General features: G+C 49.8%; 15 protein-coding genes. 11 read left to right on the forward strand and 4 right to left on the reverse strand.

Going from position 1 to position 15,370, the window contains the following annotated elements:
• Nucleotides 1-74: 74 nt before the first annotated feature.
• Nucleotides 75-1,976 carry a biotin/lipoyl-binding protein gene (locus PHT49_02015; GenBank protein MDD5450657.1) on the reverse strand — a complete coding sequence of 634 codons (1,902 nt, stop codon included), beginning with the start codon at nt 1,974-1,976 and terminating at the stop codon, nt 75-77.
• 29 nt (nt 1,977-2,005) lie between these two features.
• A complete protein-coding gene (locus PHT49_02020; GenBank protein ID MDD5450658.1) occupies nt 2,006-3,445 on the reverse strand; it encodes a biotin carboxylase N-terminal domain-containing protein in 1,440 nt (479 codons plus the stop codon).
• A gap of 490 nt (nt 3,446-3,935) precedes the next feature.
• On the opposite strand from PHT49_02020, the gene groES reads away from it, so the two are divergent.
• The 10 genes from groES to PHT49_02070 all read left to right on the forward strand — a co-directional run bounded on the left by groES (nt 3,936) and on the right by PHT49_02070 (nt 10,730).
• On the forward strand, nt 3,936-4,226 hold the full coding sequence (gene groES, locus PHT49_02025) for a co-chaperone GroES (protein ID MDD5450659.1): 291 nt from the start codon (nt 3,936-3,938) through the stop codon (nt 4,224-4,226).
• Nucleotides 4,227-4,276: 50 nt separating this feature from the next.
• Nucleotides 4,277-5,911, forward strand: coding sequence for a chaperonin GroEL (groL, locus tag PHT49_02030; GenBank protein MDD5450660.1), 1,635 nt, complete (start codon nt 4,277-4,279; stop codon nt 5,909-5,911).
• A gap of 144 nt (nt 5,912-6,055) precedes the next feature.
• Entirely contained in the window at nt 6,056-6,328 is a 273-nt protein-coding gene (locus PHT49_02035) for a TMEM165/GDT1 family protein (protein MDD5450661.1), read from the forward strand.
• 2 nt (nt 6,329-6,330) lie between these two features.
• Nucleotides 6,331-6,834, forward strand: a complete 504-nt coding sequence (locus tag PHT49_02040; GenBank protein ID MDD5450662.1) for an Lrp/AsnC family transcriptional regulator — start codon at nt 6,331-6,333, stop codon at nt 6,832-6,834.
• Nucleotides 6,831-8,114: a glutamate-1-semialdehyde 2,1-aminomutase gene (gene hemL, locus PHT49_02045; protein MDD5450663.1), complete on the forward strand. Its 1,284-nt coding sequence runs from the start codon at nt 6,831-6,833 to the stop codon at nt 8,112-8,114. Before PHT49_02040 ends, hemL begins: the two co-directional genes overlap by 4 nt.
• A 110-nt stretch (nt 8,115-8,224) precedes the next feature.
• Complete coding sequence (locus PHT49_02050) at nt 8,225-8,449, forward strand: AtpZ/AtpI family protein (GenBank protein MDD5450664.1); 225 nt, start codon at nt 8,225-8,227, stop codon at nt 8,447-8,449.
• A gap of 5 nt (nt 8,450-8,454) precedes the next feature.
• Entirely contained in the window at nt 8,455-8,856 is a 402-nt protein-coding gene (locus PHT49_02055; protein ID MDD5450665.1) for an ATP synthase subunit I, read from the forward strand.
• Between the two features lie 3 nt (nt 8,857-8,859).
• Nucleotides 8,860-9,573, forward strand: coding sequence for a F0F1 ATP synthase subunit A (gene atpB, locus PHT49_02060; GenBank protein MDD5450666.1), 714 nt, complete (start codon nt 8,860-8,862; stop codon nt 9,571-9,573).
• Between the two features lie 63 nt (nt 9,574-9,636).
• Nucleotides 9,637-10,005, forward strand: a complete 369-nt coding sequence (gene atpE / locus PHT49_02065) for an ATP synthase F0 subunit C (GenBank protein ID MDD5450667.1) — start codon at nt 9,637-9,639, stop codon at nt 10,003-10,005.
• Nucleotides 10,006-10,097: 92 nt separating this feature from the next.
• Nucleotides 10,098-10,730 carry a redox-sensing transcriptional repressor Rex gene (locus tag PHT49_02070; protein MDD5450668.1) on the forward strand — a complete coding sequence of 211 codons (633 nt, stop codon included), beginning with the start codon at nt 10,098-10,100 and terminating at the stop codon, nt 10,728-10,730.
• On the opposite strand, the gene uvrA is transcribed toward PHT49_02070, so the two are convergent.
• Complete coding sequence (gene uvrA, locus PHT49_02075; GenBank protein MDD5450669.1) at nt 10,713-13,538, reverse strand: excinuclease ABC subunit UvrA; 2,826 nt, start codon at nt 13,536-13,538, stop codon at nt 10,713-10,715. The genes PHT49_02070 and uvrA overlap by 18 nt on opposite strands.
• Entirely contained in the window at nt 13,539-14,552 is a 1,014-nt protein-coding gene (pdxA, locus tag PHT49_02080; protein MDD5450670.1) for a 4-hydroxythreonine-4-phosphate dehydrogenase PdxA, read from the reverse strand.
• Between the two features lie 248 nt (nt 14,553-14,800).
• On the opposite strand from pdxA, the gene hpt reads away from it, so the two are divergent.
• Nucleotides 14,801-15,322 carry a hypoxanthine phosphoribosyltransferase gene (hpt, locus tag PHT49_02085; protein ID MDD5450671.1) on the forward strand — a complete coding sequence of 174 codons (522 nt, stop codon included), beginning with the start codon at nt 14,801-14,803 and terminating at the stop codon, nt 15,320-15,322.
• The last annotated feature ends 48 nt before the right edge of the window (nt 15,323-15,370 follow it).

Below are 15,370 nucleotides of genomic sequence, written 5' to 3' on the forward strand. Positions count from 1 at the left end.
GTTCAAAGTTCAGGGTTCAAGGTTAAAAACGTGAAAGTGGAACCCGGAACCGTGAACCTTGAACCTAGAACTTGTTATAAGGGAGAGATAGTAAGCAGCTTATCCCCAACCTGTACGGCCTGCCCCAGTTTAACAAAAACCTGATCGATCTTCCCCTCAACTTGAGATTCTATGGGATTTTGCATCTTCATGGCCTCCAGTACAATGACAAGCGCTCCTTTTTTCACTTCCTGACCGGCCTTGACCGGTATCTGGCATACATTGCTGGCAAAAGGCGCCCGCATATCTCCCACCTTAGCCAGGGAGGCAATCTCTTTCTTACTCAATTTTGCTGCCGTCTCCACCCCGGCCTTTTTTTCTTCCTCGAGCAGGAAGACCTCAGAGTGGTGGTCCACAAAGAGGTAGAGGGTCTGTTTACCATTTTCGGAGCGATACGAAGGCCCGATTTCAATCACATGCGACTTGCCTGTATAGTCCACGAAATCAAGGTGTTCACCCGGGTTAAAACCCTCTTTCCGGAACCAGATTTGTGGAGGAAGGACATAGGCTTGGCCATATTCCTCTTCAAACTTGAGGAAATCAACGGCGTCATTTGGATGCTGCAAATAAAGTACCATCTCTTCTCTGGTCACCGATCGGCCCAGGCGCTCTACGAGTGTGGCCTCCTCTTTTTCCAGGTCAATGTCCTCTATTTTGGCCACCCCGCCCTGCTCTTTCAGAATTTTTTCCCAGTCCGGCCCGAAGACCTTCCTGTAAATTTCTTCGGAAGGTCGATAAAACGGGAATGGTCCATATTTGCCCAGGAGGAGGTTTTTCAGGTCACCGCTGGCGTTCTCATACCGTTCACCCGAGAGCACATTATTGACGGCTGTAGTCCACAGGATCTGAGAGCCGGGAGTAACACTCCACCAGTTGCCTAACTCAATCTGAACACGCGGCAATTCCTCGCGCAGAATCTTTGGCATGAGATGGAGGAATTCCCCCTTGACCGCCTGCTCAAAGCTGCTGCCGGTGGCCCCGCCCGGCAGTTTATGCACCTGTACGGTGGAGTCAAATCCCTTGAACTGGGACTCAAAATCCGCATAGGCGCCCCGCTCCGGCCGCAGCGCCTCGGAGGTCTCAATAACGGCGTCGGTGCTTACGCCCTCAGCCCGGATGCCATGGGCCTCCATGGTCTGGATAACGCTTAAAACCGGCGGCGGGCCATAAAATCCGGTAAAGGCATGATCGGCGGCATCGACGATCTCGGCCCCGGAAAGGATGGCTGCCGCAATACGCGGCACGTCGTTGCTGTCTGTATTGTGACCGTGGTAATGGATTAACAGGTCCGGGAACCTCTGTTTAATGGATGCCACCAGTTCACCGATGCGCTTAGGCGTCCCCAGGCCGCCGTGATTCTTGATGCACAGGATGATGTCCTCGCCGGTAACGTCCAATATCTCCCGCACCTTACCTACATAAAATTCATCTGTGTGTTCCGGCCCCGTAGAGAAACAAATAGATGGCTCCAGTATCTTCCCGGCCTTTTTGACCTCTTCAAATACCGGAACCATGTTGGGAATATAGTTTAAAAAGTCGAAGACGCGCCAGACCTCCACATACTTGGCAAATTCCCTTACCGTCAGTCGGATGGCATTCTCCGGATACGGCCGGTATCCGAATAGGTTGACGCCCCGGCACAGGGTCTGGAATAACGTGTTCGGCATCTCACGCCTGAGGAGTTCCAGTTTAAGAAAGGGGTTCACCTGCTTGCGCAGCATATCCACGTGCACTGAGGCCCCGCCGGTTATCTCCAGGGAGAAATATCCGGCCGCATCCCGCGGTTTGGCCGCTAATAAGTCTGTATGCAGCAAGATGCGGTTCTTAAAGTCAGATTGCGATAAGTCGCGGGCTGTATTAGTGATAAAATATCCTTTAGCCTTTTTTAGACGCCTGAGGATATCTTTAGTGTCCATTCCCGGGCGAATGTGTTCCATCTTATTATCTCTTCCTTCTGTAAAGCGAATTATGCAGCAAAGGGATTGAACCCCTTATGGTGAATAGTAGCGATCAGCCTGGCCAGTTTGGCTACCTCACGGTCTTCTTCTTTATATACAAAAAGATCGGGCTTCAGGTCCAGATAACTGGTGTTGAATATACCTTTCTGGAAATCAGGCTCATTAACGATGTTGAGGTAAAAGGGGATCGTGGTCTTGGGGCCCACGATAGCAAAACCCTTCAAGGCCCGGCGCATGCGCTCCACGGCCTCCTTCCAGGTAAAACCATGCACCGTCAGTTTGACCAGCAGCGAATCATAGACCTGCGGGATGACATAACCCTGATAGGCAATGCCGTCCAACCTTATGCCGGCCCCCCCCGGAGAATTATAAACCGTTATAGTCTTGCCGCCTTCCGGCAAGAAATTATTTTTAGGATCCTCGGCGTTGATACGCATCTCGATGGCATGGCCCCGGATGTGGACATCTTCCTGGGAGAATTTGAGCTTTTTCCCGGCTGCAATGTCAATTTGGGCCCGGACAATGTCCATACCGGTGACCATTTCCGTGACCGTGTGTTCGACCTGCAGGCGGGTATTCATCTCCAAAAAGTAGAAATGCCCGGCCTCGTCCACCAGAAACTCCACGGTGCCGGCGTTCACATAATTGGCTTCTTGCGCCACCTTGATGGCCGCAGTACAGATATTATCCAGAAGGGTCTGGTCAGTAATGAGGGCCGGCGCTATCTCCACCAATTTCTGGTTGCGCCGCTGGATAGAACAATCCCGCGTGCCCATGTGAATAATATGGCCGAAACTATCGGCCAGTACCTGAACCTCGATATGTTTCGGATTTATTACACCTTTTTCCAGATAGAGGCGGGCGTCATTAAATGCGGCCTTGGCCTCGGCCCGGGCCAGCGGCATCTGATCTATCAGCTCTTTGGGGTTATTTACCTTACGAATCCCCCGGCCGCCGCCACCCGCCGTGGCCTTAAGCATCAACGGAAAACCGTGTTCCTGGGCAAAGGCCAGGGCCCTTTCCTCCCCTTCCTGTCCATAGGGAAGGTTTTCACTGCCCGGGATGACCGGAACACCGGCGCTTTCGGCGATGGTCCGGGCGATGACCTTGTTGCCTAGGGCATGAATAACCTTTGCGGGCGGACCGATGAAAATAAGTCCGGCATCCTCACAGGCCTTTGGAAAATCAGGGTTTTCCGCCAAAAAACCATAACCGGGATGGATGCCGTCGGCCCCGGCCTTACGGGCGGCCCAGATCATTTTATCAATGTTCAGGTAGTCCTTGCGCGGTCCCTCGCCGATCCAGATAGCCTCATCAGCCGCGCGTATATGGCGCGCCTCTTTATCCGGAGTTTCATAGACTCCGACCGCTGTTAACCCCTGCTCCTGCACCGCACGCAGAATCCGTAGCGCGATCTCCCCGCGATTAGCAATAAGAATCTTTTTCACTTAACCCGCTCACCTTCCTCATATTTTTGCATAAAAAATCCTTATATCACACTTTTCCTAGGAATCAAACAGAAAAAAATGCCTTTCCAGTAAGTGTCCCAGCATGGAATAATTACAATTAATTACAAATAGATATGATATGCTATCACATGAGAATGCCACATAAAGTTATACCGATGCCCCATTCTATATTGGCAAAAAACAACAAAAATTATTATTATTTAAAGATAATTCGCTTATAATGGCATATATATTTCATATTTTTGGAGATTATCGTTAATAATTCATTAAAATCAAAATTGCATTTTTAGAGGCATCTGCTAATTATTAGCACTCGCTTGAGGTGAGTGCTAATAAAAGGGGCCATAGTCATATTCGGCCCTGCACAAGGAGGTGATAGGGCGCACTCAGACTTTATTGACTTTGCTAAATTATTAGAGAACTTCTATCTTAAACAAATAAAATAGGAGAGAGAAGGGAGACAGAAGATATGAAGATCAGACCATTGCAGGACAGAATCGTAGTCAAGCGTTTGGAGGAAGAAGGGAAGACCAAAGGCGGGATAATTATCCCGGACACGGCCAAGGAGAAACCCATCGAAGGGAAGGTAATCGCCGTGGGCAATGGCAAGGTAATGGAGAATGGAACGAGGGTGCCGCTTGAAGTAAAGGCGGGGGATCGCATCTTGTTCGGTAAGTACTCCGGTACAGAAGTGAAAATCGATGGTGAAGAACACCTCATTATGCGCGAAGACGATGTGCTGGGTGTTATAGAAAAATAAGGCGCATCAAAAAATCAAATATTAATAACAGTAAATTCAAGGAGGTTATCATGCCAGCAAAAGAGATAAAATATGATGTCAAGGCCAGAGAGGCTTTGTTGCGGGGTATAAATACCCTGGCCGATGCAGTAAAAGTAACTCTGGGACCGAAGGGACGCAACGTTATCATAGAGAAAAGCTTTGGTTCACCCACGATCACCAAGGATGGTGTTACGGTAGCCAAGGAAATCGAGCTTACCGATAAATTTGAGAATATGGGCGCGCAGATGGTAAAGGAGGTTGCCTCCAAGACCAGTGACGTAGCCGGGGACGGCACGACCACCGCTACCATCCTGGCCCAGGCCGTTTACGCTGAGGGTTCAAAGCTCGTGGCCGCCGGAAACAACCCCATGGCTATTAAACGCGGTATCGACAAGGCAGTTGAGGCGGTAGTGGATGAACTCAAAAAAATCAGCAAACCGACCAAGGACCAGAAGGAAATTGCCCAGGTCGGGACGATCTCTGCTAATAATGATTCCACTATCGGCAATATAATCGCCGAAGCCATGGAGAAGGTAGGTAAAGAAGGCGTAATCACGGTTGAAGAAGCTAAAAGCATGGAGACTACCCTGGATGTGGTCGAAGGTATGCAGTTCGATCGCGGTTATATTTCACCTTATTTTGTTACCGACCCGGAGAAGATGGAGGCAGTCTTAAGCGATCCCTACATCTTGCTCAACGAGAAAAAAATAAGCAATATGAAGGACTTATTGCCGGTCCTGGAGCAGATTGCCAAGATGGGCAGACCCCTCCTCATTCTGTCTGAGGATGTGGAAGGCGAGGCCCTGGCCACATTGGTTGTGAACAAACTCCGTGGCACCTTACAGTGTGCCGCGGTCAAGGCCCCTGGCTTTGGCGACAGAAGAAAGGCCATGCTGGAGGATATAGCCATCCTGACCGGCGGGCAGGTTGTCTCTGAAGACCTGGGCATCAAACTGGAAAATATCTCCTTAAAAGACCTCGGAACGGCTAAACGTATTACTATAGACAAAGACAATACAACTATAGTCGATGGCGGCGGTGAGCGGTCAGCATTGGAAGGACGGGTAAAACAGATTCGCACCCAGATTGAAGAGACTACATCCGACTACGACCGCGAGAAGCTACAGGAGCGCTTGGCTAAGCTAATCGGCGGTGTGGCGGTAATAAATGTAGGCGCGGCCACTGAAACGGAGATGAAAGAAAAGAAGGCACGTGTGGAAGATGCCCTGAATGCTACCAGGGCTGCCGTGGAGGAAGGGATAGTGCCCGGCGGCGGTGTGGCTTTTGTCCGTTGCATACCGGCCTTGACCAAGCTAAAACTCCATGGTGACGAGCAGCTCGGCGTTAATCTGATCAAACGTGCTTTGGAGGAACCCGTGCGTCAGATTGCGAACAATGCGGGTTTTGAAGGATCCGTGGTGGTCGACCGTGTTAAAAATGAGAAGGATTCAGTGGGATTCAATGCGGAAACAGGTGAGTTTGAAGATCTGATTAAGGCTGGTGTCATTGACCCTACTAAAGTAACGCGTTTTGCCCTGCAGAATGCGGCCAGTGTAGCCGGCCTCTTGCTTACAACCGAAGCCATGGTGGCGGAGAAACCGGAAGAAAGGGAATCCAAAATGCCTCCAATGCCCCCGGGTGGCGGTATGGGCGGTATGTACTAAGATACGGAACCCGGTATCGAAAAGCAAAAACCCCGGCCACCTGGAGATGACCGGGGTTTTTGCTTTTCTTAAAGGGGAAGATGTGTTAAAAATACAGAATGAAGAAGCAAGCAGGCTGACTGAAATTTATTTTTGAGGTCCTGTATGGATATAAGACTCTTCACCAGCACATTTATTGCCATCTTTCTCGCTGAATTAGGTGATAAGACTCAACTGGCGACCTTTTCACTGGCTGCTTCCAGTGAGAAGCGCTGGGCTATTTTCCTGGGGGCTTCCCTGGCCCTTATTGCATCCACTTTAATAGGGGTAACGGTCGGCGGGTTTATTATGAACATTGTTCCGCCGGAGTACATCCGAATAGGCGCGGGCCTCCTGTTTATTTTATTAGGCATAGCTATGATCATGGGAAAAATTTAACTGTGGACACAGTCCCCAAAAGAGCAGTCCTTACTTCTAAAGAAAAAATGGTAATCCAGGTCCTGCAGGATGGAATTCCTCCGGCAGAGAGACCCTTTCAGATACTGGCTGAAAGGGCTGGCCTGCCTGAAGAAGAATTTTTGGCATGTGTGAAAAACCTTTGCAACGAAGGGTGCATACGCCGCTTTGGCGCTACACTGCAACACCAGATCTCCGGATATGCCGCCAACGCCATGATCGCCTGGCATGTAGAAGAAGAGAAGATAGAAAAGGCAGGCCGGATCATGGCCTCCTTTAAGAATGTAACCCACTGCTATCAACGCCGGACAATCCCCGGGTGGCCCTATAACATTTATACTATGGTGCACGGCCGAACCGACGCCGAATGTCATGCTGTGGCCCGGGAAATAGCAAAAAAGACCGGCATAACCGATTATCAGGTACTCTTCAGTGAAAAAGAATTAAAAAGATCTAATATCAGGTACTTCAGGGAGGAGCAGGTGTGAAAAGAGAGCGTTCCCAGGCCTACTTCGCGAAGGCAAAGGATGTTATCCCCGGTGGCGTAAACAGTCCGGTTCGCGCCTGCCGTTCCGTCGGATGCGATCCTCTTTTTGTGGCCAGGGCCGCTGGCTCTAAAATATACGACGTCGATGGCAATGTCTTCATCGACTGTGTCGGTTCCTGGGGGCCAATGATCCTGGGCCATGCCCACCCTGAAGTCACCGCCGCCTTAAGAAAGGCGCTCGAAAACGGGACCAGCTTTGGCGCCCCAACGCCCCTCGAAGTTGAACTGGCTGAATTACTCATAGAGGCCGTTCCCTCACTGGAAATGGTTCGACTGACCAGTTCCGGCACTGAAGCCACCATGAGCGCCATCCGTTTAGCCAGGGCTTATACCAGGCGTAAGAAGATCATTAAATGCGATGGTTGTTATCATGGGCATGGAGACGCATTTCTCGTCAAGGCCGGCTCCGGTGTCGCCACTCTGGGCATACCGGGCAGCCCGGGCGTGCCGGAAGAGATTGCCGGCCATACTATATCCATTCCATATAACGATGCCGATGCCCTGGCCAAGGTTCTGGAAAAGGAAGGCGGGCAGGTGGCCTGTTTTATTATCGAGCCTGTACCCGGTAACATGGGCGTGGTTCTGCCCCGCGAGGGATATTTAAGAACGGTAAGGGAACTCACAGAAAAACACGGCGTCCTGCTTATTTTCGATGAGGTGATCAGTGGATTCCGAATGTCTTTGGGTGGCGCACAGTCCTGCTATGGTATTTCCCCGGATTTAACCTGTCTGGGCAAGATTATCGGGGGCGGGCTGCCCGTGGGGGCCTACGGTGGTCGTAAAGACATCATGTTACGGATTGCCCCGGAGGGAGATGTCTATCAGGCCGGGACCCTCTCCGGCAATCCTCTGGCTGTAACTGCCGGCATAGCTACATTAAAAATACTTTCCCAAAAAGGCGTTTATGAAGATCTGGAGGGAAAAGGCGCATACCTGGAGAAAAATATCAATGGGCTTATCCGGCGCTATTCCATCCCGGCCCGGGTCAACCGTGCAGGCTCCCTCATGACCATATTTTTTACAAAAGATGATGTATTTGACTTTAAGTCTGCACTGGCCAGCGATACCAATTGCTTTGCCAGGTTCTATCGGGGCATGCTGGAAAAGGGTGTCTATCTGCCCCCCTCACAGTTTGAGGCCATATTCATCTCGCTCGCGCATACAAAGGAAGATCTTGATAGAATGTTGGATGCCGCGGAGGAATACTTTAAGGTTTTATGAATCGCTATTCAAAAAAATGTTGACTTTACCGGGGCGCTATGATACCAAGTAACTTGTTTTTGCCTTGTTATTTGAAATAGTCCCCGGCAGTCAACTGTGCAGGCTGTCCAATGAAGGAAGACGTAAAGAGGCTTTTTAGGCTGATTGGAGACGTTAGCACTATCGGCATAGCCGTAGCCGCTTCCGTATTCGTCGGTTTTTTTATAGGCTACGCATTGGATGAGTATGTGTTCGGCGGACGCACGAAACCATGGCTAACCATTATTTTTCTTATTTTAGGAGTCATAGCCGGGTTTCGGAATCTGGTGCAGTTGGCCAGGCGGAAGGATCTATAACGACCATGTCAGATTTTTGGCGTTCGACACAATTAATAAAAAAAGTACAGGTTCCCAGTCTGATATTGTGTCTAATTCTAACTATTTTCGGGGTCATCTTTGTCTCGATAGATTTCGCCTTGGGTATACTGGTCGGGGGAATAATAGCCGGTTTTAATTTTTACTGGCTTCAGACGGCGCTCCGGAAGATATTTGATCAACAGGTCGTTTTTGGCCATAAGGCTATTTACTACGTCAAGTACTATCTGCGCCTGATCATTATCGGGGGCGTCCTTTATGAACTGATAATGAATAAGATGGTACATCCTTTAGGGCTGATTACCGGACTTTCGGTAGTTGTTATTAATATTATGGTAATTGCTTTCACAGAATTGTGGAAGATCATCAGGACAAAGGAGGCAACTTAATCCATGGAACATCCAATTCTGTTTATCAACCTATTACTGGAGCTGTTTCATCTGCCGGTACATGGTGGGCATGGCCTATTGCCCAAGATAATCGCGCCACATGTAACGAATGCTTGGTTCGTCATGCTCATACTGATCCTCTCTGCCAAGCTCTTTGTTGGTAAAATCCAAATGATCCCCGGCAAGGGGCAAAATTTTTTTGAGGCTGTAATTTCCGGCATAGAAGGCTTTGCGGCTGAGAATATGGGTGAAGAAGGGGCAAAGCTAATGCTTCCTATGATTGCTACATTGGGAATTTACATCTTTATAGCTAATCTTATAGGGCTGTTCCCCGGATTTATGTCCCCAACCGCCAATGTAAATACGACCCTATCACTGGCCATTACTGTGTTCATAACCACTCATATTTTAGGGGTCAAATTCCACGGGGTAAAGTATGTCAAACATTTTATGGGTCCGGTTAGCTGGCTGGCACCTCTTATGCTTCCTATAGAGCTTATAGGACACTTTGCACGCATTCTGTCGCTGTCCATACGACTCTTTGGCAATATCATGGCTAAGGAAGTCTTGCTCGGGCTACTCTTCCTGCTGGCAGGCGCATTTTTGGGGCCGTTGCCAATAATGGCCTTGGGTGTATTTGTCTGCTTCGTGCAGGCCTTTGTTTTTGTGCTCTTGTCTATACTCTATTTTACAGGGGCCATGGAACACGCTCATTAAAATGATAACCTTTTGGAAGAAGGCAGTATATAAACTCTTAAATAGAAAGGGGGGATATTAGAGATGAAAAAGGCGCTATTGGTATCTTTACTCGTGATTCTTACCATGGGCGTGGCTTCTGTTGCTTTTGGTCAGGAGACGGCTGACGCCAAGACGGCGGGGTTAGACTTCTTCATTTGGACGGTCATAGCCTCGGGTAGTTGTATCGCCGTTGCCGCTTTTGGTGGCGCTCTTGGACAAAGTGCGGCCATTAAGGCAGCCTGTGAGGGCATAGCCCGCAACCCGGAAGCCTCCGGCAAGATCACGGTTACCATGATCATCGGTTTGGCATTGATCGAGTCCTTGGTTATCTATGCCTTGGTTATTTGTTTGATCATGCTCTTTGCCAACCCGGCGACCAGCAAGGTATTGGCCTTAATGGGTCTGGCTTAAGAAGGTTTTTTTTTAAAAAAACCGGGGTTGTATTCTTTTACAGCCCCGGTTTTTGTTTCTAGTAAAATAACGCCCCGGAGTTACCTCCGCGCATGAAATATATAAAGATTCCGCCTGCCACCATTTACAGGTTGTCCAGGTACAGCCGAAAATTAAGCCTATTGTCAAGAGAGGGGCTGGAGGTCGTATCATCAGAGAAACTGGCCGCCGAGTGCGGTGTTAACTCGGCTCAGTTGCGTAAAGATCTGGCATACTTCGGTGAATTTGGTGTAAGAGGGGTAGGTTATTATACAGGGCATTTATTACAGCATATAAGAAACATCCTGGGTCTGGAAAAAGAATGGCGGCTTGGCCTTTTTGGCGTGGGAAATCTAGGTCAGGCATTGCTACACTATCCAAATTTTATTAACCAGGGATACCGGTTCGTTGCCGCCTTTGACGTCGATTCCGGTAAGATAGGGCAGACCTTAGGGTCTGGATTAGAGATATCGGATATGAAAGATATTACCGAAGTCGTGAGTCGAGAACCTTTCGAGATCGGCGTCATAACTACACCGGCCGGCCGGGCGCAACAAGTCGTTGAACTGGCTATTGAGGCCGGGGTAAAAGGGATTTTAAACTTTGCCCCCGTTATCCTCCGGGTACCTGGAGATGTTGTCGTTGAATATGTTGATTTTACTTTAAGATTAGACTCACTATCTTATTATCTATCTAACAGGGGCTAACACCTTTCGTAAAAACTGACCGGTATATGACCGCTTCAGGCGGGAAATCTCTTCCGGAGTGCCGGAGCCTACCACCCGGCCGCCTTCGTCACCGCCTTCCGGTCCCAGATCAATGATATAATCAGCCGTCTTGATCACGTCCATATTGTGCTCAATAATAACCACCGTATTACCCGCTTCGACCAGTCTATTAAGCACCTCAAGCAGCTTGTGTACGTCTGCCGGATGTAATCCGGTTGTAGGTTCGTCCAGGATATAGAGGGTCCGTCCGGTGCTACGCCCGGATAATTCCCTGGCCAACTTGACCCGCTGGGCCTCACCACCGGAAAGTGTGGTTGCTGACTGCCCAAGGTGAACATAGCCCAGGCCAACTTCACGCAGCACCTTCAACCTGGCCTTTATAGCCGGTATATTCTGAAAAAACAGATAGGCTTCGTCCACGGTCATGTCCAGGACATCGGCTATGGTTTTGTCTTTATATCTTATCTCCAGGGTCTCCCGGTTATAACGCTTACCGCGGCAGTTCTCACAGGTCACATACACATCAGGCAAAAAATGCATCTCTATTTTAATCAGGCCGTCGCCGTCACAGGCCTCACAGCGGCCGCCCTTAACGTTAAAACTGAACCTCCCGGCCTTGTAGCCCCGTGCCCTGGCCTCTGGTGTACGGGCAAAAAGCTCACGTATCGGCGCGAAAAGTCCGGTATAAGTAGCCGGATTGGACCGCGGAGTACGCCCGATAGGGCTTTGATCCAGGTCGATAACCTTGTCTATAAACTGTAATCCGTCAATCTTTTCTACAAGTCCCGCTCTTTCCTTTGAATGATATAACCTCTGTGCCAGCGCCTTGTACAAGGTATCGATAACCAGGGTGGACTTTCCTGAGCCGGATACGCCGGTGACGCACACCATCTGCCCCAAAGGAATTTTTACCGTAATATTTTTCAAGTTATTTTGAGAAGCCCCTACTGCCGTAATATACCCATGCGCCAAGGTGCGCCTCCCGGCCGGTATGGGAATGGCCAGTCTGCCGGATAAATACTGCCCGGTAAGGGATGCCCCGGCATGTAGCAGTTCTGCCGGCGTCCCGGCAAAAATCACTTCGCCGCCATGCTGGCCTGCGCCCGGCCCCATGTCGATAACATAGTCGGCAGAGCAAATTGTTTCAGGATCGTGTTCAACCACCAGCACCGTATTGCCCGTATCCCGCAGTCTTTTCAATGTAGCCAGAAGCCGGGCATGATCGCGCTGATGCAGGCCGATACTCGGCTCGTCCAGTACGTAAAGGACTCCCACCATCTGCGAACCGATTTGTGTGGCCAGACGGATGCGCTGGCCTTCGCCGCCGGACAAAGTAGCCGATGTCCGGTTTAGGGTCAGGTAATCCAGCCCTACCTCTTTAAGAAAAGACAGGCGACTGTTTATCTCCCTTAATATGCGCCTGGCAATCCCGAATTCCTTTTCCGTAAGCGGCAGACGTTCAACTACCTGTATAGCCGTTTTAATGTCCAGATTCACTATCTGATCTATTGCCCAGGGACCAACCCGTACCGAAAGGGCCTCTTTCCGGAGCCTGGCTCCCTTACAAACCGGACAGGGTTGTTTGTTCATGTATTGTTCAATTTCCTCCCGGGCTGACCGGGAGAGCGTTTCACGGTAACGACGTTCAAGCTGCGGAATTATACCTTCGAATGGTTGTCTATAGAAGTGACGGCGTTCGTCTTTATCATAAGAGAATGATATCTCCTCCCCATTAGAGCCGTAAAGCAAGATTTTTTTGGCCTGATCGGGAAGGGCCTTGAAAGGGGTGTGGATGTCAAAGTGATAATGTCCGGACACCGATTCCAGTATTTGTATAAAATGAACGCCGTGCCGGTGCGACCAAGGGGCGATGGCGCCTTCACGGAGCGACAGATTGGGGTTGGGAATAATCAAATCGGGATCGAAAAATTGACGGACGCCCAGTCCGTCACAGGCCGGACAGGCCCCGCGGGGATTGTTAAAAGAAAAAAGCTGCGGGGTCAATTCCGGCAGACTGATCTCACAATAGATGCAGGCCTGTTTCTGGCTAAAAAATATTTCCGCCTCTTCGTTTACCTGCACCAGGGCTATACCTTCAGATAGTTTAGTGGCAAGGTCGAGAGAATCGGCCAGCCTTCTCTCGAGGCCCGGCCGGACAACAATACGGTCAATCACTGCCTCAATAGTATGACGCTTGTGCTTATCAAGGATTGGAATCTCTTCTAAACTCAAAATCCGGCCGTCGACCCTGGCCCGGACAAAGCCCTCTTTCCTTAGCCGCTGCCAGACGTTTTGATGCTCTCCCTTTTTCTGCACTACTATCGGGGCCATGATTATTATCCGGCTTCCTTCTCTTAGCCGCATAATGGAATCAACCATTTGATCAATGGTCTGAGTCTGGATCTCGCGGCCGCACTGATAACAAAAGGGCCGGCCAATGCGGGCAAAAAGGAGCCGCAAATAGTCATAAATTTCCGTTACTGTGCCTACTGTGGAACGAGGGTTTTTGCTGACTGTCTTTTGCTCGATGGCAATAGCCGGAGAAAGGCCCTCAATGGATTCGACATCCGGTTTATCCATCTGCTCCAGAAATTGCCGGGCATAAGCCGACAGGGATTCCACATAACGACGTTGCCCTTCGGCGTAGATGGTATCAAAGGCCAGGGTGGACTTGCCGGAACCGCTTAGGCCCGTTATAACGGTGAGCTTATCGCGGGGGATGGTAACATCTATGTTCTTGAGATTATGTTGCTTGGCGCCCCGCACCACTATGTATTCAGCAGCCATTTATCCTTCGACTCTATTTGCTTTTCGGTGAGTAGCCATCCGGGCGGCTAACCTGAGCGCGGCCAGAAGGCTGGATGGATCGGCCTTTCCGCTGCCCGCCAGGTCATAAGCCGTTCCGTGATCTACAGAAGTGCGAATAATGGGCAACCCTAAGGTTATGTTTACCCCATCCTTGAAATGTAATAGTTTTAAAGGGATAAGGGCCTGATCATGATACATGGCGATGACCGCAGCGAACTCTCCCCGGCTGGCCCTATAAAATACAGTGTCAGCCGGAAACGGCCCGGCGGCATCTATCCCCAACCCCTTAGCGGCATCAATAGCAGGGGCGATTATTCTGACCTCCTCATCCCCAAAGAGACCTCCTTCTCCGGCATGCGGATTCAAGGCCGCAACGGCAAGCCGGGGTTGTTCCAGACCAAAATACCGGCGCAATGCCGAATCCGTAACTATCAGGTTTTCCAGGATTTTTTCCCGGGTCAACCGGGTTGCCACGTCCCGGAGGGGCAGATGGATGGTTACCGGCACTACTTTTAGCCTGTCGCCCGCCAGCATCATGGCGTACTCTTTCTCACCTGTTTTTTCTGCCAGGAGCTCCGTATGGCCCGGGTACTCATACCCCGCCATGTGCATGGCCTCTTTATTAATGGGGGCGGTGGTTATAGCCTGGACGAGGCCGGAGAGGGCCAGTTCAATAGCCCGCAGGATATAATTAACCATAGCGGCGCCCGTCCGGGCAGTCGGCCGGCCATAAACACATTGTGCGGAATTCAGCTCAGAAACTGGAAGAAGAAAGATTTTTTCAGGTCGATCGCCCTGTCGAAAGGAGCGCCCGATTTGCTCAATATCGGCCTCCTTTATTATGCTTATTTCTAAAGAGAGGCCTGTAGTCTTAACCGCCCGTTCCATGATAGCCTGATCTCCCATCACAACAGGCCGGCAATAGGTATATACCTCATGTAAGGCGAGAGAACGGGCGATAATTTCCGGACCGATCCCCACCGGACAACCCATAGTCAAGGCAATAACGGGTAGCGTCAGCTTCTTAACTCCTTAATGGTTTTTAAAATATCAATTTAAAAAATCAGATGCTTAATGTCAATGTCCGTTTCTCTCCCGTCAACCCCTATACCCAAATCCACCGTCTAATTTGGCTATCAAGATTAAAGTCAGCAGGTTCAGGGTATAAAGCATAAGTTGACAAGTGTTCACCTTTATTCTAACGTGAGCATCTGAATTTTGTCTATAAACAGGGAGATCCTATGTATAAAACGCAGCTCGTGTTTACCCGGGATGTAATCCAGAAGAGGATCAAAGAGTTAGGGAAAGAAATCTCCAGGGACTACGCCGGCCGTGAACTGGTATTAATCGGTGTATTAAACGGCGCTTTTGTTTTTATGGCTGACTTGATGCGTTCCCTGGATATCCCGGTTCAGATTGACTTTGTACGTTTGGCCAGCTATGGCCCCAAAACAGAATCCACCGGCGAGGTCAGGTTCACCAAAGATATCGAGCTGCCTATTACCGATAAACATGTCCTGGTGGTGGAAGACATTATAGATACCGGTCATACGCTGAGTTATTTTAACGACATAATAGCCCTTCATAAACCGCGTTCTATCAAGGTTTGCGCCCTCATAAGTAAGACCGGGCGACGAAAAACGCCCATTGTTATAGATTATGTGGGTTTTGAGCTGGAAAGAGGTTTCCTGGTAGGCTATGGCCTGGATTACAACGAGAATTATCGTCACCTGCCGGATATTTGTTCCATTACTATGACTTAGTGCGCATACGCTTTTACTTACCGGCAATGGAAACCGCCGTCCCTTCGC

Source organism: Desulfovibrionales bacterium, assembly GCA_028715605.1.
GTDB lineage: Bacteria > Desulfobacterota > QYQD01 > QYQD01 > QYQD01 > QYQD01.

What these genes read in the sequence shown, in the direction of transcription:
- PHT49_02015 (MDD5450657.1), bottom strand. Translation starts at nt 1,976, where the DNA reads ATGGAACACATTCGCCCGGGAATGGACACTAAAGATATCCTCAGGCGT.
- groES (MDD5450659.1), top strand. Translation starts at nt 3,936, where the DNA reads ATGAAGATCAGACCATTGCAGGACAGAATCGTAGTCAAGCGTTTGGAG.
- groL (MDD5450660.1), top strand. Translation starts at nt 4,277, where the DNA reads ATGCCAGCAAAAGAGATAAAATATGATGTCAAGGCCAGAGAGGCTTTG.
- PHT49_02035 (MDD5450661.1), top strand. Translation starts at nt 6,056, where the DNA reads ATGGATATAAGACTCTTCACCAGCACATTTATTGCCATCTTTCTCGCT.
- PHT49_02050 (MDD5450664.1), top strand. Translation starts at nt 8,225, where the DNA reads ATGAAGGAAGACGTAAAGAGGCTTTTTAGGCTGATTGGAGACGTTAGC.
- PHT49_02055 (MDD5450665.1), top strand. Translation starts at nt 8,455, where the DNA reads ATGTCAGATTTTTGGCGTTCGACACAATTAATAAAAAAAGTACAGGTT.
- atpB (MDD5450666.1), top strand. Translation starts at nt 8,860, where the DNA reads ATGGAACATCCAATTCTGTTTATCAACCTATTACTGGAGCTGTTTCAT.
- atpE (MDD5450667.1), top strand. Translation starts at nt 9,637, where the DNA reads ATGAAAAAGGCGCTATTGGTATCTTTACTCGTGATTCTTACCATGGGC.
- PHT49_02070 (MDD5450668.1), top strand. Translation starts at nt 10,098, where the DNA reads ATGAAATATATAAAGATTCCGCCTGCCACCATTTACAGGTTGTCCAGG.
- uvrA (MDD5450669.1), bottom strand. Translation starts at nt 13,538, where the DNA reads ATGGCTGCTGAATACATAGTGGTGCGGGGCGCCAAGCAACATAATCTC.
- pdxA (MDD5450670.1), bottom strand. Translation starts at nt 14,552, where the DNA reads ATGGGTTGTCCGGTGGGGATCGGTCCGGAAATTATCGCCCGTTCTCTC.
- hpt (MDD5450671.1), top strand. Translation starts at nt 14,801, where the DNA reads ATGTATAAAACGCAGCTCGTGTTTACCCGGGATGTAATCCAGAAGAGG.